The 17,698-nt window shown below is 66.4% G+C and carries 19 protein-coding genes; 9 read left to right on the plus strand and 10 right to left on the minus strand.

Features of this window, described 5'->3' with window-relative positions; all coding sequences use genetic code 11:
- Positions 1-10: 10 nt before the first annotated feature.
- Positions 11-1,249 carry a glycosyltransferase family 4 protein gene (locus ACED67_RS06740; RefSeq protein ID WP_395540810.1) on the plus strand — a complete coding sequence of 413 codons (1,239 nt, stop codon included), beginning with the start codon at positions 11-13 and terminating at the stop codon, positions 1,247-1,249.
- 221 nt (positions 1,250-1,470) lie between these two features.
- Complete coding sequence (locus ACED67_RS06745) at positions 1,471-1,863, plus strand: hypothetical protein (RefSeq protein WP_395540811.1); 393 nt, start codon at positions 1,471-1,473, stop codon at positions 1,861-1,863.
- 15 nt (positions 1,864-1,878) lie between these two features.
- On the opposite strand, the gene ACED67_RS06750 is transcribed toward ACED67_RS06745, so the two are convergent.
- A complete protein-coding gene (locus tag ACED67_RS06750) occupies positions 1,879-2,610 on the minus strand; it encodes a Crp/Fnr family transcriptional regulator (RefSeq protein WP_395540812.1) in 732 nt (243 codons plus the stop codon).
- 97 nt (positions 2,611-2,707) lie between these two features.
- Here ACED67_RS06750 and ACED67_RS06755 point away from each other — a divergent pair, with 97 nt between their 5' ends.
- The 5 genes from ACED67_RS06755 (at position 2,708) to recR (ending at position 6,529) form a co-directional block, all read left to right on the plus strand.
- Positions 2,708-3,070 (plus strand): hypothetical protein, encoded by a 363-nt coding sequence (locus ACED67_RS06755; protein ID WP_395540813.1) that lies wholly within the window; start codon positions 2,708-2,710, stop codon positions 3,068-3,070.
- A gap of 97 nt (positions 3,071-3,167) precedes the next feature.
- Positions 3,168-4,934, plus strand: coding sequence for a DNA polymerase III subunit gamma/tau (locus ACED67_RS06760; RefSeq protein WP_395540814.1), 1,767 nt, complete (start codon positions 3,168-3,170; stop codon positions 4,932-4,934).
- A gap of 99 nt (positions 4,935-5,033) precedes the next feature.
- Complete coding sequence (locus ACED67_RS06765) at positions 5,034-5,501, plus strand: GNAT family N-acetyltransferase (protein ID WP_395540815.1); 468 nt, start codon at positions 5,034-5,036, stop codon at positions 5,499-5,501.
- 71 nt (positions 5,502-5,572) lie between these two features.
- Positions 5,573-5,926, plus strand: a complete 354-nt coding sequence (locus ACED67_RS06770; RefSeq protein ID WP_395540816.1) for a YbaB/EbfC family nucleoid-associated protein — start codon at positions 5,573-5,575, stop codon at positions 5,924-5,926.
- A gap of 3 nt (positions 5,927-5,929) precedes the next feature.
- Positions 5,930-6,529: a recombination mediator RecR gene (gene recR / locus ACED67_RS06775; protein ID WP_395540817.1), complete on the plus strand. Its 600-nt coding sequence runs from the start codon at positions 5,930-5,932 to the stop codon at positions 6,527-6,529.
- A gap of 139 nt (positions 6,530-6,668) precedes the next feature.
- Here recR and ACED67_RS06780 read toward each other — a convergent pair whose 3' ends face one another.
- Both ACED67_RS06780 and fnrL read right to left on the minus strand, forming a co-directional pair.
- Positions 6,669-7,205, minus strand: coding sequence for a GNAT family N-acetyltransferase (locus ACED67_RS06780; RefSeq protein WP_395540818.1), 537 nt, complete (start codon positions 7,203-7,205; stop codon positions 6,669-6,671).
- A 308-nt stretch (positions 7,206-7,513) separates the two neighbouring features.
- Positions 7,514-8,266, minus strand: coding sequence for a transcriptional regulator FnrL (fnrL, locus tag ACED67_RS06785; RefSeq protein ID WP_395540819.1), 753 nt, complete (start codon positions 8,264-8,266; stop codon positions 7,514-7,516).
- Between the two features lie 66 nt (positions 8,267-8,332).
- On the opposite strand from fnrL, the gene hemN reads away from it, so the two are divergent.
- Positions 8,333-9,688: an oxygen-independent coproporphyrinogen III oxidase gene (hemN, locus tag ACED67_RS06790; protein WP_395540820.1), complete on the plus strand. Its 1,356-nt coding sequence runs from the start codon at positions 8,333-8,335 to the stop codon at positions 9,686-9,688.
- 265 nt (positions 9,689-9,953) lie between these two features.
- Positions 9,954-11,513 (plus strand): ArnT family glycosyltransferase, encoded by a 1,560-nt coding sequence (locus tag ACED67_RS06795; RefSeq protein WP_395540821.1) that lies wholly within the window; start codon positions 9,954-9,956, stop codon positions 11,511-11,513.
- Here the strand turns inward: ACED67_RS06795 and ACED67_RS06800 are convergent.
- The 7 genes from ACED67_RS06800 to mbfA form a co-directional block, all read right to left on the minus strand.
- Positions 11,510-12,430 carry an ornithine cyclodeaminase family protein gene (locus ACED67_RS06800; protein WP_395540822.1) on the minus strand — a complete coding sequence of 307 codons (921 nt, stop codon included), beginning with the start codon at positions 12,428-12,430 and terminating at the stop codon, positions 11,510-11,512. The two genes, ACED67_RS06795 and ACED67_RS06800, sit on opposite strands and share 4 nt — an antisense overlap.
- A gap of 16 nt (positions 12,431-12,446) precedes the next feature.
- The gene (locus ACED67_RS06805; protein WP_395540823.1) at positions 12,447-13,418 is read right to left on the minus strand and encodes a DMT family transporter; all 972 of its coding nucleotides are present in this window, start codon (positions 13,416-13,418) and stop codon (positions 12,447-12,449) included.
- Positions 13,419-13,457: 39 nt separating this feature from the next.
- Positions 13,458-13,907 carry a YaiI/YqxD family protein gene (locus ACED67_RS06810; protein ID WP_395540824.1) on the minus strand — a complete coding sequence of 150 codons (450 nt, stop codon included), beginning with the start codon at positions 13,905-13,907 and terminating at the stop codon, positions 13,458-13,460.
- Between the two features lie 234 nt (positions 13,908-14,141).
- Complete coding sequence (gene fghA / locus ACED67_RS06815; protein ID WP_395540825.1) at positions 14,142-14,972, minus strand: S-formylglutathione hydrolase; 831 nt, start codon at positions 14,970-14,972, stop codon at positions 14,142-14,144.
- A 17-nt stretch (positions 14,973-14,989) separates the two neighbouring features.
- Positions 14,990-15,919 carry an AEC family transporter gene (locus tag ACED67_RS06820; protein WP_395541142.1) on the minus strand — a complete coding sequence of 310 codons (930 nt, stop codon included), beginning with the start codon at positions 15,917-15,919 and terminating at the stop codon, positions 14,990-14,992.
- A 105-nt stretch (positions 15,920-16,024) separates the two neighbouring features.
- A complete protein-coding gene (locus ACED67_RS06825; protein WP_395540826.1) occupies positions 16,025-16,717 on the minus strand; it encodes a nitroreductase family protein in 693 nt (230 codons plus the stop codon).
- Complete coding sequence (mbfA, locus tag ACED67_RS06830) at positions 16,717-17,694, minus strand: iron exporter MbfA (protein WP_395540827.1); 978 nt, start codon at positions 17,692-17,694, stop codon at positions 16,717-16,719. Before mbfA ends, ACED67_RS06825 begins: the two co-directional genes overlap by 1 nt.
- Positions 17,695-17,698 lie beyond the last annotated feature (4 nt).

Here is a 17,698-nt window from a genome sequence, read left to right on the forward strand (position 1 = left end):
CAGAGGGCAGATGAAGATCCTCTTCGTCCACCAGAACTTTCCCGGCCAGTTCCTGCATCTCGCGCCCGCCTTGGCTGCGCGCGGGCATGACTGCCGTGCGCTTACCGATGCGGTCAACCAGCGCCAGACCGCGATCCAGACCTGGCGCTACAAGCACCAGCCGGAAAAGGTCGATCCCGTCGCCACCCGGCTGGGGCGCAACTACACCACCATGTCCGACCGCGGCGTGACCGTCGCCCGTGCTTGCCTGCAACTGCGCGATCGCGAAGGCTATGTCCCCGACGTGATCGTCGGCCATTCCGGCTGGGGCGAGACCCTGTTCCTCAAGGAAGTCTGGCCCGAGGCGAACCTTCTGGTCTACGCCGAGTTCTACTACAAGGGCCGCGGGGCAGATGTTGGCTTCGACCCTGAATTCAACCCGGCCAGCTTTGACCAGGTGATGATCGCCCAAGGCCGCACTGCCCATCTGGGCCAGGCGCTGACCCATGCCGACCGGGGCCTGTCGCCGACCCATTGGCAGGCCTCGACCTATCCGCCCGCCCTGCGCGCGATGATCGACGTGATTTTCGACGGGGTCGATACGCGGGCGCTGCGGCCTGACCCGCAGGCCGAACTGACCCTGCCGGGCGGCCCGACACTGCGTGCGGGGGACGAGGTGCTGACCTTCGTGAACCGCAACCTCGAACCCTATCGCGGCTACCATATCTTCCTGCGCGCCCTGCCCGCCGTGCTCAAGGCGCGGCCCGAGGCCCGTGTCGTCATTGTGGGCGGCGACGAGGTCAGCTATGGTGCCGCGCCGAAGAACGGCAAGGGCTGGAAACAGATCTTCCTGAACGAAGTGCGCGACCGGATCGACCTGTCCCGCGTCCATTTCGCGGGCAAGCTGCCCTATGCGGATTTCACCCGCCTCATGCAGATCAGCCGCGTTCACGCCTATCTGACCTATCCCTTCGTCCTGTCCTGGTCGATGGTCGAGGCGATGGCCGCGGGCGCGCTGGTCGTGGGCAGCCGTGTGGCCCCGGTGGAAGAAGTGATCCGCCATGGCGAGAACGGGCTTCTGGTCGATTTCTTCGACATCCCCGCCTGGTCGGACACTCTGATCGCGGCGCTTGAAGACCCCGCCCGCTTCGCCCCCTTGCGCGAAGCCGCCCGGCACACGGTGATCCAGCGCTATGACCTGACCACGGTTTGCCTGCCGCGTCTCGTCGCCCTGGTGGAGAGCCTTGCCCCTGTCATCGGGCCGAACTGACCCCTTCCCGCAAGGTTCGTGCAACCGCCGCGTGTGACAGGCAAGTTTGTGTTATGCGTACTGCGCATACCCGACATGGTGTCGTAATTTCACCGTATTTGGTCGTTTTTTGTTAGGGCGAGCGCGTGTCGCGCCTTAGGCGGTGCCTCTTCAGCATGTTGGATCGTAGGGGCATGTTCCGTTTCTATCAAAAACACTTCGAATGGCGGGGCCGGGCGCTCATGGCAGCCAGCTACGATTCCCTGTGCGAATTCTATGCCTATCCGCTTGAGGTCGATCTGGGCGGCACCCGTCTGACCATAACGGATCGCAGCGCGCTTATCGTGCATTTGCATCGTCATCGCACCGCGCTGCAGGCGGCCAGCATCAAGGCGCTGGTGCCGCGCGTGGTGGCAATCGACCTGCCCGGCGCCGGATCGCGGGTCTGGGTGCGCTGGCGGCAGGATATGGGCGGAAGCTATGGGCCGGACTGGTCGGATGCCGTCTATCATATGCGTCTCGAGGACAGTGACGTCCTGATCACCCGCATGGCCTTTACCCGCCTCATGCTGCCCGAATTCGGCCGGGCGGCCACCCATCGCCGTCTTGTCCGCGGCGGTGCCGAGAACGGCTAGCGGCAGTCCTCTCCCCTACATCAGCGGGCGCCGCTCCTCCTTCGGCTCCTCGATCATTGCGACGGCCTGCAACTGGTCCGCGTCCATCACCTCAAGCACGCCGCGCGCCCAATTGGCGATCTTGCGCTGGCGCAGTTCGGCCAGGGTCTTGTTCGTATGCACCAGTGAAAGGCCCAGCGCATCGGCCAGATCCTGCTGGCGGAACGGCAGCGGCACCGTATCCTTCGTGCCCAGCTTCACCGCCCGCAGCCGTTTGAACAGCCGGAACAGCGCCCAAGCCACCCGCTGCAATCCGTCGCGCTGGCCCAGAGTGGCGACCGTCTCACCCAGGAAATGCTCTTCGACGGCGGAAATCCAGGTCAGGTCGAAGGCGCGCGAGGGGTGGTTGCGGAAGACCGACCAGATCTCCTCGCGCTTGAAGACGCACAGCACCATGTCAGTCGATGCCTCGACGGAATGGCGCATCGCGCCAATGACGCCTGCCTGCAAGCCCAGGAAATCGCCCGGCATGGCAAAGTTGATCACCTGTCGGCTGCCGTCTTCCAATGTCTTGTAACGTGTCGCCATGCCGCGCAGCACGGTAAAAAGCTGCGGGCTTTTCGATCCTTCGATCAGGATCGTCGTGCCGCGATCGACCACCAGCTCGCCGCTTTTGAATTTCAGCATGAATTCAAGTTCTTGTGGATCAAACGGAACGAAGATTTCCATGCTGCGCAGCGGGCAGGTGTCGCATCTGGTGACCGTCATGTCCGATTCATCCCGGAAAGATCTGTTGCTATGTCACAGTTAAATGCGCGGCGTCGCATTTGGTTGCATAGAGGCGTCAGCTTTGTTGGAGGCGACCATGCTGCGTGCGACGGATTGCCTTGTTGTGGCCCACGACCCCTATCTTTCCGTGGATCTCACCTTCTCGCTGGAAGAGATGTTCAACGACATCCGCGTCGTGGCGATCTCCAGCGTGGCCGAGGCGCGCGAGATGCTGCCATGCCTGTCGCATATCGGGCTTGCGGTCTTTGACGCCGCGCTGAACCGCGCCGAACGTACTGCTCTTGCGGCTGATTTGTCGGCACAGGGCGCGATGATTGCAGTGGTCGGCAGCCTGCAATCCGCCAACCCCCCCGAGGTCGAGGACGGCATCCGCCGCTTCTTCTTCAACGACGAGCTGCTCGCCTGGCTTGCCACGCTGGTCCAGCCATCGCAAAGCTAGGCGGCGGGACTGCGGGGCCGCATGGGCGGTGGACCTCGGCGCGGTCAGCGCCTAGTCTGCCTCTCCGAGTCCCAGCCGAAAGCCGAAGCCCAGCCCCATGAGCGAGACCTCCGAGAAATCCTATCAGGTGCTGGCGCGGAAATACCGCCCGCAGACCTTCGCCGACCTGATCGGTCAGGACGCCATGGTCCGCACGCTCAAGAACGCCTTCGCCTCTGACCGTATCGCCCATGCTTTTGTGATGACCGGGGTGCGCGGGGTGGGCAAGACCACCACGGCGCGCATCGTCGCCAAGGGGCTGAACTGCATCGGCCCCGATGGTAAAGGCGGCCCCACGACCGAACCCTGTCTGGTCTGCGAACCCTGCCGCGCCATCGCCGAAGGCCGCCATGTCGATGTGATCGAGATGGACGCCGCCTCCAACACCGGCGTCGACGACATCCGCCAGACCATCATCGGCTCGGTGCATTACGCGCCCGCCTCGGCGCGCTACAAGGTCTTCATCGTCGACGAGGTCCATATGCTCTCGACCTCGGCCTTCAACGCGCTTCTGAAAACGCTCGAGGAACCGCCCGCCCATGTGAAGTTCATCTTCGCCACGACCGAGATCCGCAAGGTTCCGGTGACGATCCTGTCGCGCTGCCAGCGCTTCGACCTTAAGCGCATCGAACCCGAAGTGATGCTGGCCCATCTTGCCAAGGTGGCGAAAGCCGAAGGGGCGACGCTGGCCGAAGATGCCCTTGCTCTCATCACCCGCGCCGCCGAAGGCTCGGTCCGCGACGCGATGAGCCTGATGGACCAGGCCATCGCCATGGGCGGCGGCGAAACTTCCGGCCCCCAGGTCCGCGCCATGCTGGGCCTTGCCGACCGGGGCCGCGTCCTTGACCTTTTCGACCTGATCATGAAGGGCGAAGCCGCCGCTGCCCTGTCCGAGCTTTCGGCGCAATATGCCGATGGCGCCGATCCCATGGCCGTGCTGCGCGATCTTGCCGAGATCACCCATTGGATTTCGGTCATCAAGATCACGCCCGAAGCGGCGGAAGACCCGACCACGCCGCCCGACGAACGCCGCCGCGGGCTTGAAATGGCCCAAGGGTTGTCGATGCGCGCGCTCTCGCGCATGTGGCAGATGCTGCTGAAAGCAATCGAGGAAGTGGGCCTCGCCCCCAATGCGATGATGGCCGCCGAGATGGCGGTGATCCGGCTGACCCATGTCGCCGACCTGCCTGATCCCGAAACCCTGGTGCGCAAACTGTCGGAAGGCCCGCGCCCGCCCGCGCCCGGCGGTGGGGGCGGCGCGAGGACAGGGGGGGCGCCCGCGGGCGCGGTCCATGCCCCGATGGCCCGCGCGCCGATGCGCGGCCCGGTCAGCGGGCCGGTCGCTGCGGCGGCGGCTCCGGTGCTGGCCGAAGGCCAATTGCAGGTCTATGCCACGTTTGATCAGATCGTCGCCCTGATCCGGGAAAAGCGCGACATGCTGCTGCTGGCCGAAGTCGAGGATTATGTCCGCCTCGTCCGCTATTCCCCCGGACGGATCGAGTTCGAGCCGGGCCCCGGCGCCAGGCCCGATCTTGCCGCCCGCCTGTCGCAGCGCCTGCAAGGCTGGACCGGCGCGCGTTGGGGCGTCTCGGTCGTGTCCTCTGGCGGCGCGCCCACCGTGTCCGAGGTCAAGGCCCGCGAGCAGGAAGCGGCCCTGGCGGAAGCGCGCGAGAACCCGCTGGTGCAGGCCGTCCTCGCCGCCTTCCCGCAGGCGAGAATCACCGAGATCCGCAACCCCGAGGCGCTGGCCGCCCGCGCCGCCGCCGAAGCCCTGCCCGAGGTGGAGGCCGAATTCGATGACGACTGGGACCCGTTCGAATCCTGACCCCGTCCGGGAAATCGTCCGCCCCGTGCCCCGACCCCGAGGTTTCGCGGAAAACGCGCCTGCGGCCCTGACCAGAATTTTCGCCGAAAATTCTTCGCCATGCTGACCCCGCGCCGCGCCACGCCCACCGATGCGGCGCAGATCGCGCGGCTGAACCGCCACATCCAGTCTTGGCACGCGGCGCAATACCCCGAAACCTTCCACGCCGAACCCGATCCTGCCGAAGTCACCGCCCATTTCGCCGCGCGTCTGGCCGAACCGGGCGTGACCTGCCTTCTTCTCGGTGACCCGCCGCAGGCCTATGCGCTCCTGTCCCTTCAGGATCGCCCCGCTTCGCCCTTCTCTCCCGCGCGCCGCCGTTTGATGATCGACCATATCGCCGTCGATCCTGCCTTCCGCCGTCAGGGCTTTGGCCGCGCGCTTCTTGCCGCCGCCCGGGCCGAGGCGCGGGCCCTTGTCTGCGACGAGATCCTGCTCGACACGTGGGAGGCGAACCACGACGCTCACCGCTTCTTCGCCGCCGAAGGTTTCGCCCCCCGCCGCAGCTTGTGGCGCGCGCTGCCCTGAAACAGCGCTTTGCCTTGCGCCAGACCCGCCCCGACCGTATCTGAGACAAAAGCCGTCAGGAGGAAACACGCATGTTCAAGGGACTTGGAGGCCTCGCCGGTCTGGGCGACATGGGCAAGATGATGAAGGCCGCCCAGGAGATGCAGGAAAAGATGGCCGCGCTGCAGGAAGACATGGCGCGCACCGTCGTTGTGGGTGAATCTGGCGCCGGTCTGGTCAAGGCGCGGGCGACGGCGAAGGGAGAGGTCACCGGCCTCGACATTGACGCCTCCATCCTGGTCCCCACCGAAAAGGAAGTGCTGGAAGACCTGATCCTTGCCGCGATCCGTGACGCCCAGTCGAAAGGCGCCGCCCGCCAGTCCGAGGAAATGCGCAAGATGGCCGATGCGCTGGGCCTGCCCCCCGGCATGAACCTGCCCTTCTGAGCCATGGCGAGCGACGCGACGGGCATCGAGGCGCTGATCGAGCTGATGGCCCGCCTGCCGGGCCTCGGGCCTCGTTCGGCCCGCCGTGCCGTGCTGATGATGCTCAAGAAGCGCGGTCAGGTCATGGCGCCGCTGGCGCAGGCCATGGCCCAGGTCGCTCTCACCGCCAGGGATTGTCATATCTGCGGCAATATCTCGACCGAGGAGACCTGCCCGATCTGCGCCGATCCCGCCCGCGCCACCGGCACGATCTGTGTGGTCGAGGATGTGGCCGATCTCTGGGCGCTGGAACGCGGCGGTGTGTTCAAGGGCCGCTACCACGTCCTCGGCGGCACGCTTTCGGCGCTGGATGCCATCGGCCCCGATGAGCTGGGCATTCCCCGCCTCGCCCGCCGCGTCGCCGATCAGGGTATTGCCGAAGTCATCCTCGCCCTTAACGCCACGGTCGACGGCCAGACCACCGCGCATTACATCGCCGACGCTCTGGCCGGAACCCAGGCCGAGATCACCACGCTTGCCCAGGGCGTCCCGGTCGGCGGCGAGCTTGACTATCTCGACGACGGCACGATCGGCGCCGCCCTGCGCGCCCGCCGCCGCGTCTGACCTGGCACCACGCCCCTGTCCCATCTGCCCTCGCTGGCGGATCAGGCACCTTGCACCACACGCGCATCGACGGTGACCCAGGCCAGGATCGCCTCGCGTCCGGCAGGGGCCGACGCCCGCGATCCTGGCCGCCTCGACCCTAGTCCGGCTGATCCAGAGCGAAGGCCGGGTGATAGGTCACCTCGCCCACGGCGCGCGCCCGCCCATGGAAGGGTAGGGCCAGCACCACCTCGGGCGGGTATCCGGCGGCGCCAAGACCGGGAAAGGCGGCAAAGCCGAAGCGGTTGTAATAGGCGGGACTTCCGACCAGCACCGCACCGCGGCAGGTGGCGCGCAGGCGGCGCAACGCCTCGGCCATCAAGACCGATCCGACGCCCTGCCGATGCCAGTCGGGCGCGACAGCCAGCGGCCCGATCAGCCCCCAACCGTCTTGCCCACCGACCGAGGCGGCCGAAGCCGCCAGATGGCCGATGACCTGTCTCTTCAGCGTCGCGACAAGCGACAGCGCCAGCGCCTTGTCGGCACGGAGCAAGTCCACGATCGCGGCCTCGGTGCCCGATGCCTGGGCCAGAAGCCGCATTGCCTCGGTGATGGTGCGGCTGATCGCCGGGATGTCGGCGGCGATCTCGTCGCGAATCAAAAGGCCGGACGGGCCCTTCATTTCCTTGGATTTCATGGATGTCTCATGTGATGGACGTAAGAGGGCACCCGACGCGGTGCGCGCGGGTGGATGAGGGCGGGATGGCGCTCTGCGGATCAGAGAGCCTTCTCACACAAGCTCTGACATCCAGTCTCCATGATCTGGCCGGCGAGAGACCCCCCGCCGCATCCGCTGAAATCCTAAGGCCCTCGGCCGCGTCGGCGCAATGGCAGGCCCGGCAGGGCACCAGCCAGCCTCAAGAACGCCGCAGCAAGGCCCATCGGACAGGGGCAGTCCGCGGTCACCGCTGACGGCAAGCACCGCTTTGCGCGGGGACCGGCGGGTCAGGCCAGCATCCCGCCATCGCTGTCATCGCCGGCTTCTTCCTGAAGGCGGTCGAAATCGGGAATCACGATGCGGCGTTTGCCTTCAAGATGGATCACCCCATCGCGCTTCAGCGCCGAGATCTGTCGGCTGACCGTTTCCAGCGTCAGGCCGAGGTAATCCGCCATTTCCTCGCGCGTGAGCGGCAGGTCGACATTCAGCGCGCCCTTGGCATGGCGCAGGTGCAAAGCCGCGTCGCGCCGGGCGATGATCGAGATCAGCGAGGCGATCTTCTCCCGCGCCGTCTTGCGGCCCAGCAGCAGCATCCATTCCCGCGCCGAATCCAGCTCGTCGAGGGTCATTTCCAACAGGCGCTGCGCGAGATGCGGGGTCTGGACCATCATGTCCTCGAAGGGCTTCTTGCGGAAGCAGCACATCACGACATCGGTGGTGGCGGTGACGTCATAGGCCGCCGTCGCGCGGCCCGGACGGCCGACGAAATCCGAGGGCAGCAGCAGCCCGACCATCTGGCGGCGGCCGTCTTCCATCGTCTGGGTCAGCGTGGCGATGCCCGAGACGACCGAGGCCACGAAATCCATCCGGTCGCCCGACCACACGATGGCCTGTCCCGCCTCATAGGACCGATAATATTTGATCTGCTCCAGCCTCGAAAGCTCGTCGCTTTCGCAGCGCGCGCAGACGGCGCGATGGCGAATGGGACAATCGCCGCATTCCTGGTGGCCTGCGTGAAACTGAATATCCTGCAGAGCCATCAACAGCCTTTCACCACTTGATCTGCGTCAAGGCATCTCTGCCCGCGCGCCAATAAGGCTAATCCCATGGAAACGGATGCGCAACTCACGCGCCTCGGTCTTTTTGACGCGCGGGTGCCCAGATATACCTCATACCCGACCGCACCGCAATTTGCCGGTGGTGTAACGCCTGAGGTCTTTGAAAGCTGGATCGCGGCAATTCCGGAAGGGGCGGCAATTTCCCTTTACCTGCATGTGCCATTCTGCCGCAGACTGTGCTGGTTTTGCGCCTGCCGGACGCAGGGCACATCGACGCTGGATCCGGTTCTCGCCTATGTCGAGACGCTGAAGGCGGAAATCGCCCTGCTGGCGCGCCTGTTGCCGCGCGGCGTCACCCTGTCCCGGTTGCATTGGGGCGGCGGGACGCCAACGCTGTTGCCTGCCGACCAGATCCGCGACCTGGCCGATACCATCCTGGCCGTCATGCCGATGGCCGAGGAGGGCGAGTTCTCGGTCGAGATCGACCCGAACGAGGTGGATGATGCCCGGCTCGACGCCCTGGCGGCGGCGGGGATGAACCGTGCCTCGATCGGGGTGCAGGATTTCGATCCGCAGATTCAGGCCACGATCGGGCGCGAGCAAAGCTATGAGCTGACCCGCGAAGTGGCAGATAAAATTCGCGACCGCGGCGTGCGCAGCCTGAATGCCGATATTCTCTACGGTCTGCCGCATCAGACTCCTCAGAAGATTGCGGATTCGGTGCAGAAGCTTCTGTCTCTCTCGCCTGACCGGGTGGCGCTTTATGGCTATGCCCATGTGCCCTGGATGAGCCGGCGCCAGCAGATGATCCCATCGGATGCGATGCCAACGCCGGAAGAACGGCTGCGCCTCTTTGGCGTGGCGCGGCAATTGTTCGCCTGGGACGGCTATCGCGAGATCGGCATCGACCATTTCGCGCGGGCCGAGGACGGGCTGGCAGTGGCGCAGCAGCTGGGGCGGTTGCGGCGGAACTTCCAGGGCTATACGGACGACACGTCCGAGGTGCTGGTGGGGCTTGGCGCCTCGTCGATCTCGCGCTTTCCGCAGGGCTATGCGCAGAACGCCTCGGCCACGGCGGCCCATACCAAGGCGATCCGCGAGGGCCGCTTCAGCACCCATCGCGGCCATGTCTTTGCAGGCGAGGATCTGCTGCGCGGGCGGATCATCGAGGCCTTGATGTGCGATTTCGCCGTGGACCGGACTGAACTGCTGCGGGATTTCGGCGTGACGGCGGCCCGTGTCGATGCGCTGTTCCGCGATGCGGCCGCCGGGTTCGAGGATCTGGTCCGGGTGACGGACGGGGTGCTGACGATTTCCGGCAAGGGCCGCCCCCTGACCCGCATGATCGCGCGCGCCTTCGACGCCTATGACCAGAGCAAGGCGCAGCATTCCGCGGCGGTCTAGCTGCGGCGTCCCGGGCGGTTGTTCCCCCGCCGCGGGGGCAGGCTGCGAGCGCCGGGCCTCGGCCTGGGCTGCCGCAGGATGAATTTTCCGCAGCGGCGTGAGGGTCCTGGCGCCCTTATTCTTCCCTTCGCCGCCCTCCAGCCGTGTCAGCGGGGGCTTATGGCGGGGCGAGGGGCAAAATTGCCTGCTGGCCCCCTGCCACGCGGCGGGATAGGGCTTGATGTCAGACATGCCTGTGCAGCTGGATGCGCCCCGAAGATCGAAGATGCAGATTCTTGTCAGACTTCTCTCCCGGCCCGGAGCCGCCGCCCTGGCTTTTCTGATCGCGGCGCTGGTGCTGATCCTCTTGCGGCCGCTGCTCGCGGTGGACGAGACGCGCTATCTGACCGTCGCCTGGGAAATGTGGACGGGCGGCTCGAAAATCGTTCCGCATCTGAATGGCGAGGTCTACAGCCACAAGCCGCCGCTGCTGTTCTGGCTGGTCAATCTGGTCTGGACGATCTTCGGCACGAGTGACCTTCTGGCCCGCTTCGTCGCGCCGCTGGCGGGGGCGGGGGCGGTGCTGCTGACCGGTCGGCTGGCCCGGGTGCTGTGGCCCGAGATGCCCGAGCGCGCCGGACGCGCCGCCTGGGCGCTCGCGGGGACCGGAGTGTTCCTTGCCTATGGTTCTGCCACGATGTTCGACACGCTTCTGACTGTGGCGACTCTGTGCGGGATCTGGTCGCTCTGGGCGCTGGCGCGCCGGGCCGAGATCTCGCGCTCGGTCGTGCTGGGCCTTGGTGCGGCGCTGGCGCTGGGGGTGCTGGCCAAGGGGCCGGTGATCCTGTTGCATGTGCTGCCTGCCGCGCTGGCCTATCCTCTGTGGCGACCGGGGCCGCTGACCCTGCCGCCGCGTCGCTTCTACACCGGGCTTGGCCTGGGCCTTCTGGTCTGTCTGGCGCTTCTGGCGCTGTGGCTGGGGCCGGCGCTGATCCTGGGCGATGCTGCCTATCGCAATGACATCCTGTGGCGGCAGAGCGCGGGCCGCATGGTGCAGAGCTTTGCCCATGACCGGCCGGTCTGGTTTTTCGCGGCGCTTCTGCCGCTGTTCCTTTGGCCTTTTGGCTGGGGGCGGCAGGTTCTGGGAGGCTGGCAAGAAAGAGCCAGCCCGCAGGTCCGGCTCTTGATGATCTGGGCTGTCGCGGGACTGGTCGCCTTCAGCTTTGTCAGCGGCAAGCAGATCCATTACCTGCTGCCGGAACTGGCCGCGCTGGCGCTCCTTCTCTCGATTGCCGCGCCCGGCAGCCTGGGTAGGGTCACCCGCTTCCTGCCGCTGCTGCCCGCGCTGGGGTTGGCGGGTGCAGGCGTGGCGGCGCTGCTTGGCTTCGTGCCCGAAAAGACCTTGCCGGGCGGCGTTTCGCCCTTGGCGCTGCTGGGCGGGCTGGCGCTGCTGGCGGCCACCCTGGGGCTGGTGGCCCGGGCGCGGACGCCGCTCGGGGCGCTGGCGCCGGTGGCCCCAGCCACGCTGATCCTGTTCGAGCTGCTGGTCTGGCGCAGCCTCTGGCTGGACAGCGACCCCGGCCGCATCGCAGCGCTGCTGGCTGCCGATGCCGACAAGGGCGTTGCCACGACGGACATCACCTATGCGGGCGAGTTCACCTATGCCGCCCGCCTGCCCGCGCCGGTCAGGGTGCTGCGTGACGATGCCGCGCTGGTGGCCTGGATGCAGGATCATCCGGGCGGGCTGCTGCTAACCGTCGCGCCCCTGACGCGGTCGGACCTGGCGCCCTTGGGCGACGCGCCCTTGCAGCGCGACCATTGGTATGTCTATCGCGTGACGCCTTAAACTTGGCGGGACCGCCAGGCGCGCAGGATGTAATCGGCGGTCATCAGGTCGAGATGCGCGCCGCCCCCATTCTTGGCGATGGTGATTTCTTCAGCCGTTTCACGGGCATAGCGGCCCGAGGGCAGGTCGTAGAAATCCGCCAGGATCGCCTTTTCGGTGATCGCGCCGGATTTCAGTGGGGCCATGATCTCGCCGATATGATGCACCGTGGTGGCGCGGGCATCGACGAAAAGCCGGGCGTGCGCGATGGCGGCATCGTCCACCTCGCGCATGTCGGGACGATAGGCCCCGATCAGGTCAAGATGCTGGCCGGGGCGCAGCCATTCGCCCTTGATCAGCGGTTCCGTCGCCATGGTGCAGGTGCAGATCACATCGGCCCAGCCCACGGCGGCCTCGAGGTCGGCGGCGATCTCCAGGCCGAGCGGCGTGGCGAGATGGGCGGCGCTGGCGACGCTGCGCGACCAGATGCGGAATTCGGCAGCGGGGAAGATGGTGCGATAGGCCGAGACCATCGAGCGTGCGACATTGCCCGCGCCGACCAGAAGGATGCGGCGGCTGTCCTTGCGGGCCAGTTTCGACGCGGCAAGCAGGCTGTCCCCGGCGGTCTTCCATTTGGTGACCAGATGGAAATCCACCAGCGCCGTCAGCTCTCCGGTCACGTCGTCATAAAGCGTCACCGCGCCGTTCACCGTGGGTTTCTTGCGGGCGGTATTGCCGGGCACCACGGTTGCCACTTTGACCAAAGCGCCCAGACCATCGATCCAGGTGGCACGGTCAAGCACGGTGTCCGGCCCGCGATAGACGAACAAGTCCTTGATATCCGGCTGCTTCAGGCGATGCCCGGCCTCGAAGGCCGCCATCAGGCCACGCCAGTCGAGCAGCTTTTCGGCGCTGCCGGGGATGAAATCGGGGGTCATCTGTCTTCCTTCGCCGTCAGACATCGCCACTGGGGGCGGCGACGTTGATATCCTTCTTGTTGCGCACGGTTTCGCGCCAGAGCGTATAAAGCCCGGCGCCGCAGATCAGCGCAATCCCGAACCAGGCGGTGCGGTCGGGCCAGGTGTGAAACACCACGACGCCCCAGAAGATCGCCATCGGCATCCCGACATATTCGAAGGGTGCGATCAGCGAGGCCTCGGTGGTGCGATAGGCCTGGCTGACCATCAGCCCGCCGATCGAGACGGCAAGACCGGTGGCGGCAAAGGCCCAGAGGTCGGAGGCGGCGGGCAGGATCCAAGGACGGAACAGAAATTCCCATGTGCTCCCAGGGGCTTGCGCCATATGCCCGTCACCGAAGGTCAGGCCTATGGTGCTGGAGACCAGCACGAAACCAAGCTGGACATAGAAGGACAGCGCCGCCGCGCTTTCCGTTTCGCGCATGTGGCGGGTCATCATATGGCTGCCCGCGTAGCAGAACGCCGACAGCAGGACGAGCAGTGCCGCGGGCTGGATCATGCCGTCGCCCGGGCGGGTCATCACGATGACGCCCAAGAGGCCGACAGCCACCGCCGACCAGCGCCGCGGCCCCACCTGCTCGCCCAGGATCACCGCCGACATCAGCGTGACCAGCATGGGCGCGATGAAGGCCGTGGCCACGGCATCGGCCAGCGGCATGAGCGATAAGCCCACGAAATAACTGACATTTGAGATCATCACGATCGAGACGCGGAACAGATGCGCGCCGCGGCGGCGGGTGAGGAGCTGGCGGAATCCGGTGCCGGAAAAGGCGATCAGAAGGCAGACGACGGCGATGCCGATCAAGGCACGGACGAGGATGACCTGGTGCAGCGGATAGGTCGAGGACAGCGCCTTGATGGCAAGGTCGTTCATCGACATCACGACCGAGCCGCCAAGGGCAAGAAGAATACCGGGCGTCGCGCTGCTTTGGGTCTGCGTCGTCATCATGGCGAGAGGGAAGCCCGGACGGGCTGAAAACTCTATCCCCTAAGCGACATGTCCACGCCGCAAGACGCGATCCAGCACGTCGAGAAAGCGCGAGCGGTCGGATTTCGAGAAGCTGCGCCCACCGCCCTGGCGGAAGGGATCGGCGCTGCGCAGATCGGCCATCAGGTCGCGGGTGGCAAGAATTGTTCCAATATTTCTAGAGGTTAGTTCCTCACCATCCGGTTTGACCACCGCCGCGCCGCGTTCGATCACCCGGGCCGCAAGCGGGATATCGGAGGTGACGACCACATCGCCCGTGGCGGCATGATCGGCGATACAGCGGTCGGCCTCATCCAGCCCCGTGCCGACATAGACGCTTTCCACGAGCGGGTTCGCGCTCGGCCGGATGCCGCCGTTCGAGACCAGAACCATGCGGATGGAAAGCCGGGTGGCGACGCGTTCGGCCTCGGCTTTCACCGGGCAGGCATCGGCGTCGATGTAAAGCGTCATGGCGCCTCGCAAGATATTGGGAACGCTGTGTTAATCCGGGCGTTCATCGGTCATTCCGGCGTCTTTCCAAGGTCTTCCGATTGTCTTCCGAACGTCTTCCACTGGGGGCAACGCCCGCCAGGTTAACCACGTTCTGGGAAGAATGGCGACTCGGGGGCCGGGAGAGCGGAGTTCTGGAAAACTCCGCCCAATCGCCTTCGAGGAAAATGGCAACGTCCTCGACGGAAATTGCCCCTAGCCCAAGAGCGCCCCGGCGTGGAAGCCGACATGATCCTCGATGAAGGAGGAGACGAAGAAGTAGCTGTGGTCATAGCCCTTCTGCATCCGCAGCGTGCCGCCCTGGCGGCGTTCGGTAAGGGCGGCGGCCAGCGCCTCGGGGCGAAGGAGGTCGATGAACTGATCGGCCGTGCCCTGATCGACCAGAAGCGGGCCGTCGAAGCCGTAGCGCCGCATCAGCGCGGTCGAATCATGGGCGGCCCAGGTGCTCTCGTCGGGGCCGAGATAGGCGGTGAACTGTTTGCGGCCCCAGTCGGAGGCGCTGGGCTGGCAGATCGGCGCGAAGGCCGAGACCGAAGTGAAGCGGCCGGGGAAGGACATGGCCAGCGTCAGCGCGCCATGGCCGCCCATGGAATGGCCGGTGATCGACTGCGCCTCTTCGATCAGCGGGAACGTGTTGAAGAGCAGCCGGGGCAGTTCTTCGGACACATAGTCCCACATGCGGAAATGCGGCGCCCAGGGGGTCTGTGTCGCGTTGACATAGAAGCCCGCGCCCTGGCCCAGATCATAGGCCGGGTCATTGGCGACGCCCTCGCCGCGCGGCGAGGTGTCGGGAAAGACCAGCGCGATGCCCGCCTCGGCCGCCCAGCGCTGGGCACCCGCCTTGACCATGGCATTCTCATGCGTGCAGGTCAGGCCCGAGAGATACCACAGCACCGGGACGGCGCCTTCCTCGGCCTCGGCGGGCAGGAAGAGACCGAAGGTCATCTCGGTGCCGGTGGCGGTGGAGGCATGGGAATAGACGCCCTGCATGCCCCCGAAGCAGCGGTTCTCGGACAGGGTCTTCATGTGGGAACTCCTTGACTTCAAGCGCCTGTTGCCCAGGCAATCACCAGCGGCACCGTCACGATGCTGAAGGCGGTGGACAGAAGGATCGCCGCCGAAACGCGTTGCGGGGCCACGCGGTAATGCTGGGCGAGGATATAGATATTGCCGGCGACCGGAAGGGCGGCGGCAGCGATCATCACGCCGGCGGCCTGGCGGTCGACCGGAAAGACGGCAAAGGCCATGAGCGCGGCCATGGCGGGGTGGAGGATCAGCTTCGAGAAGCTGAGCCAGCCCGCGACGGCAAGGCGCTCGGCCGAACGACCGGCCAGCGAGGCGCCGATGGCGAAAAGCGCGCAGGGCGTGGCGGCGCTGCCGAGAAGGGTCAGCGTCTCCATCATCGGGCCCGGCACGGGCAGGGCGGCGGCGGACCAGGCGAAGCCCGCGACCATCGAGACGATCATCGGGTTCTGCACCAGGCCCAGGGCAAGGCTGCGGATCGAGGACAGGCCCAGCCGCCCGCTGCGCGCGGCGGTGATGAGCAGCGTGACCAGCGAGGAGAAGATGATCATGTCGATGGTCAGGACCATCAGGATCGGGCCGTTCGAGGCGGGGCCCAGCAGGACGGCCAGCATCGGAATGCCCAGGAAGCCGGTATTGCCGATGCAGCCGGTCTGCGCCTCGATCGTCGCCTCGGCCAGCGAGACGCCGCGCAGACGCGAGAGCGCGAACTGGAGCGCATAGAGCCCGGCCGTGGCGGCAAGATAGGCGGCGGCGAAGACCGGGTCCCACAGCTGGGCGAAGGACAGCGTCACGGTCAGCTTGAACAGCATGGCCGAGAGAGCGAAGTAGAAGACGAATTTGGTGAGCCAGGCTGTGGCTTCGGGCGGAAAGATCCGCAAGCGGCCCGCGCCGTAGCCCAGGGCGATCAGCGCGAAGAAGGGGAGGGTCTTGAGGAAGATCGCCAGCATCGCGGCCTTGGTGTCATGCCGGGCGGCGGAGGACAAGGTGCGGCGCGCCCCGGATGGCCGGGACAGGCCGTGTCGGAGGCCGAAGGCCCGCGATCGGCAGCAGAGTCAGGGGAAGAGGCTGAGGATCTCGGTCAACGGCTTCTTGCGCTTGGCAACCTCGGGGACGGTCGCATCCTCGGCGGGATAGCCGACGGGCAGGATCATCATCGGCTTTTCCTGCCCCGGGCGGCCCAGCATCTCGGTCAGGAAGGCCATCGGGTTTGGCGTATGTTCCAGACAGACGAGACCCGCGTGATGGATGGCGGCGATCAGCAGGCCGGTGGCGATGCCGACGCTTTCGGGGACGTAATAGTTCTTGTAGCGGGCGCCGTCCTGGGTGGTGCCCCAGCGCTGGGCGAAGACCACGATCAGCCAGGGCGCATCGGTGAGATGCGGCTTCTGCGCGCCGGTGCCGATGGGTTCCAGCGCGGCCAGCCATTCATCGCCGGCGCCGCCCTGGTAGAAGGCGCGTTCCTCTTCTTCGGCGGCGGCGCGGATGCGGGCCTTCATCGCGGGGTTGGCGATGGCGGCGAAATGCCAGGGCTGGTGATTGGCGCCAGAGGGCGCGGTGCCCGCGGCGGCGATGCAGGCGGCGATCACCGTCTCGGGCACGTCGCGGGTCGAGAATTGCCGGACGGAATGGCGCTTGCGCATATAGGCGAGGAAGCCCTCGACGGCGGCAAGGCTATCGGTCGGGTCGAGTTGCACCCGATCGGGAAGCGGCATGGGCCGGTAGGTCACATCCCCTTTGCGATACATCATCCCCCTCCGATCAAGGCACCCGCAGCGAAGACCAGAGCACCGCCGAGCACGACTTGCAAGGTGGCGCGCAGGAAAGGTGTTTCCATATAGCGGTTCTGTATCCAGACGATGGCCCAGAGTTCGACGAAGACCACGGCGATGGCGATGGCCGTCGCGGTCCAGAAATCGTGGATCAGATAGGGCAGCGCATGGCCAAGGCCGCCCAGGGCGGTCATCACGCCCGAAGCGAGGCCGCGTTTCCACGGGCTGCCGCGGCCCGACAGGACGCCGTCGTCATGGGCGGCCTCGGTGAAGCCCATCGAGATGCCGGCGCCGACCGCGGCGGCGAGGCCGACGGTCAGGGTGGTGGCGCTGTCATGGGTGGCGAAGGCGGTGGCGAAGATCGGCGCCAGGGTCGAGACCGAGCCGTCCATCAGCCCGGCCAGGCCGGGCTGGACCCAGGTGAGGATGAACTGGCGGCGTTCGGTGAAGGCCTCGGCCTCTTTGGCATCGGGGTCGAGATGGGCGTCTTCCAGCGCCTCGGCGCGTTTCTCATGGCCGGCCTCGGCGGCGGCGAGATCGCCCAGAAGCGTACGGGTGGCGCTGTCCTGGCTGCGGGCGGCGGCGCGGCTGTAGAAGGCTTCGGCCTCGTGCTCCATGGCCGCGGCTTCGCCCCGGATGGTGGCGAGCGAGAGGTTGGCGGTCAGCCAGACCGGGCGGCGGGCGTAGAAGCCCGCGACATGTTCGCGGCGGATCAGCGGGATCACGGTGCCGAAGCGGGATTCGTGCAGGGCGATGAGGCGGCGGCGGTGGTCGTCTTCTTCCAGCGCCATGCCGTCGAAGATCTCGGCCGTGGCGGGGTAATCGGCGCGCAGGCGTTCGGCATAGCTGCGATAGATGCGGGCGTCGTCCTCCTCGGAAGAGATGGCGAGGGCCAGCACTTCCTGTTCCGACAGATCGGCGAAGCGGCGGCGGGAGGAGAGGGCGGAGAGCATGGGG

The sequence above is a fragment of the Neotabrizicola paludis genome, assembly GCF_044142105.1.
Lineage (GTDB): Bacteria > Pseudomonadota > Alphaproteobacteria > Rhodobacterales > Rhodobacteraceae > Pseudogemmobacter.

What these genes read in the sequence shown, in the direction of transcription:
- fghA (WP_395540825.1), bottom strand. Translation starts at nt 14,972, where the DNA reads ATGAAGACCCTGTCCGAGAACCGCTGCTTCGGGGGCATGCAGGGCGTC.
- ACED67_RS06760 (WP_395540814.1), top strand. Translation starts at nt 3,168, where the DNA reads ATGAGCGAGACCTCCGAGAAATCCTATCAGGTGCTGGCGCGGAAATAC.
- ACED67_RS06810 (WP_395540824.1), bottom strand. Translation starts at nt 13,907, where the DNA reads ATGACGCTTTACATCGACGCCGATGCCTGCCCGGTGAAAGCCGAGGCC.
- hemN (WP_395540820.1), top strand. Translation starts at nt 8,333, where the DNA reads ATGGAAACGGATGCGCAACTCACGCGCCTCGGTCTTTTTGACGCGCGG.
- ACED67_RS06745 (WP_395540811.1), top strand. Translation starts at nt 1,471, where the DNA reads ATGGCAGCCAGCTACGATTCCCTGTGCGAATTCTATGCCTATCCGCTT.
- ACED67_RS06805 (WP_395540823.1), bottom strand. Translation starts at nt 13,418, where the DNA reads ATGATGACGACGCAGACCCAAAGCAGCGCGACGCCCGGTATTCTTCTT.
- ACED67_RS06755 (WP_395540813.1), top strand. Translation starts at nt 2,708, where the DNA reads ATGCTGCGTGCGACGGATTGCCTTGTTGTGGCCCACGACCCCTATCTT.
- ACED67_RS06795 (WP_395540821.1), top strand. Translation starts at nt 9,954, where the DNA reads ATGCAGATTCTTGTCAGACTTCTCTCCCGGCCCGGAGCCGCCGCCCTG.
- ACED67_RS06740 (WP_395540810.1), top strand. Translation starts at nt 11, where the DNA reads ATGAAGATCCTCTTCGTCCACCAGAACTTTCCCGGCCAGTTCCTGCAT.
- ACED67_RS06770 (WP_395540816.1), top strand. Translation starts at nt 5,573, where the DNA reads ATGTTCAAGGGACTTGGAGGCCTCGCCGGTCTGGGCGACATGGGCAAG.
- ACED67_RS06820 (WP_395541142.1), bottom strand. Translation starts at nt 15,919, where the DNA reads ATGCTGGCGATCTTCCTCAAGACCCTCCCCTTCTTCGCGCTGATCGCC.
- mbfA (WP_395540827.1), bottom strand. Translation starts at nt 17,694, where the DNA reads ATGCTCTCCGCCCTCTCCTCCCGCCGCCGCTTCGCCGATCTGTCGGAA.
- ACED67_RS06780 (WP_395540818.1), bottom strand. Translation starts at nt 7,205, where the DNA reads ATGAAATCCAAGGAAATGAAGGGCCCGTCCGGCCTTTTGATTCGCGAC.
- fnrL (WP_395540819.1), bottom strand. Translation starts at nt 8,266, where the DNA reads ATGGCTCTGCAGGATATTCAGTTTCACGCAGGCCACCAGGAATGCGGC.
- recR (WP_395540817.1), top strand. Translation starts at nt 5,930, where the DNA reads ATGGCGAGCGACGCGACGGGCATCGAGGCGCTGATCGAGCTGATGGCC.
- ACED67_RS06825 (WP_395540826.1), bottom strand. Translation starts at nt 16,717, where the DNA reads ATGTATCGCAAAGGGGATGTGACCTACCGGCCCATGCCGCTTCCCGAT.
- ACED67_RS06750 (WP_395540812.1), bottom strand. Translation starts at nt 2,610, where the DNA reads ATGACGGTCACCAGATGCGACACCTGCCCGCTGCGCAGCATGGAAATC.
- ACED67_RS06765 (WP_395540815.1), top strand. Translation starts at nt 5,034, where the DNA reads ATGCTGACCCCGCGCCGCGCCACGCCCACCGATGCGGCGCAGATCGCG.
- ACED67_RS06800 (WP_395540822.1), bottom strand. Translation starts at nt 12,430, where the DNA reads ATGACCCCCGATTTCATCCCCGGCAGCGCCGAAAAGCTGCTCGACTGG.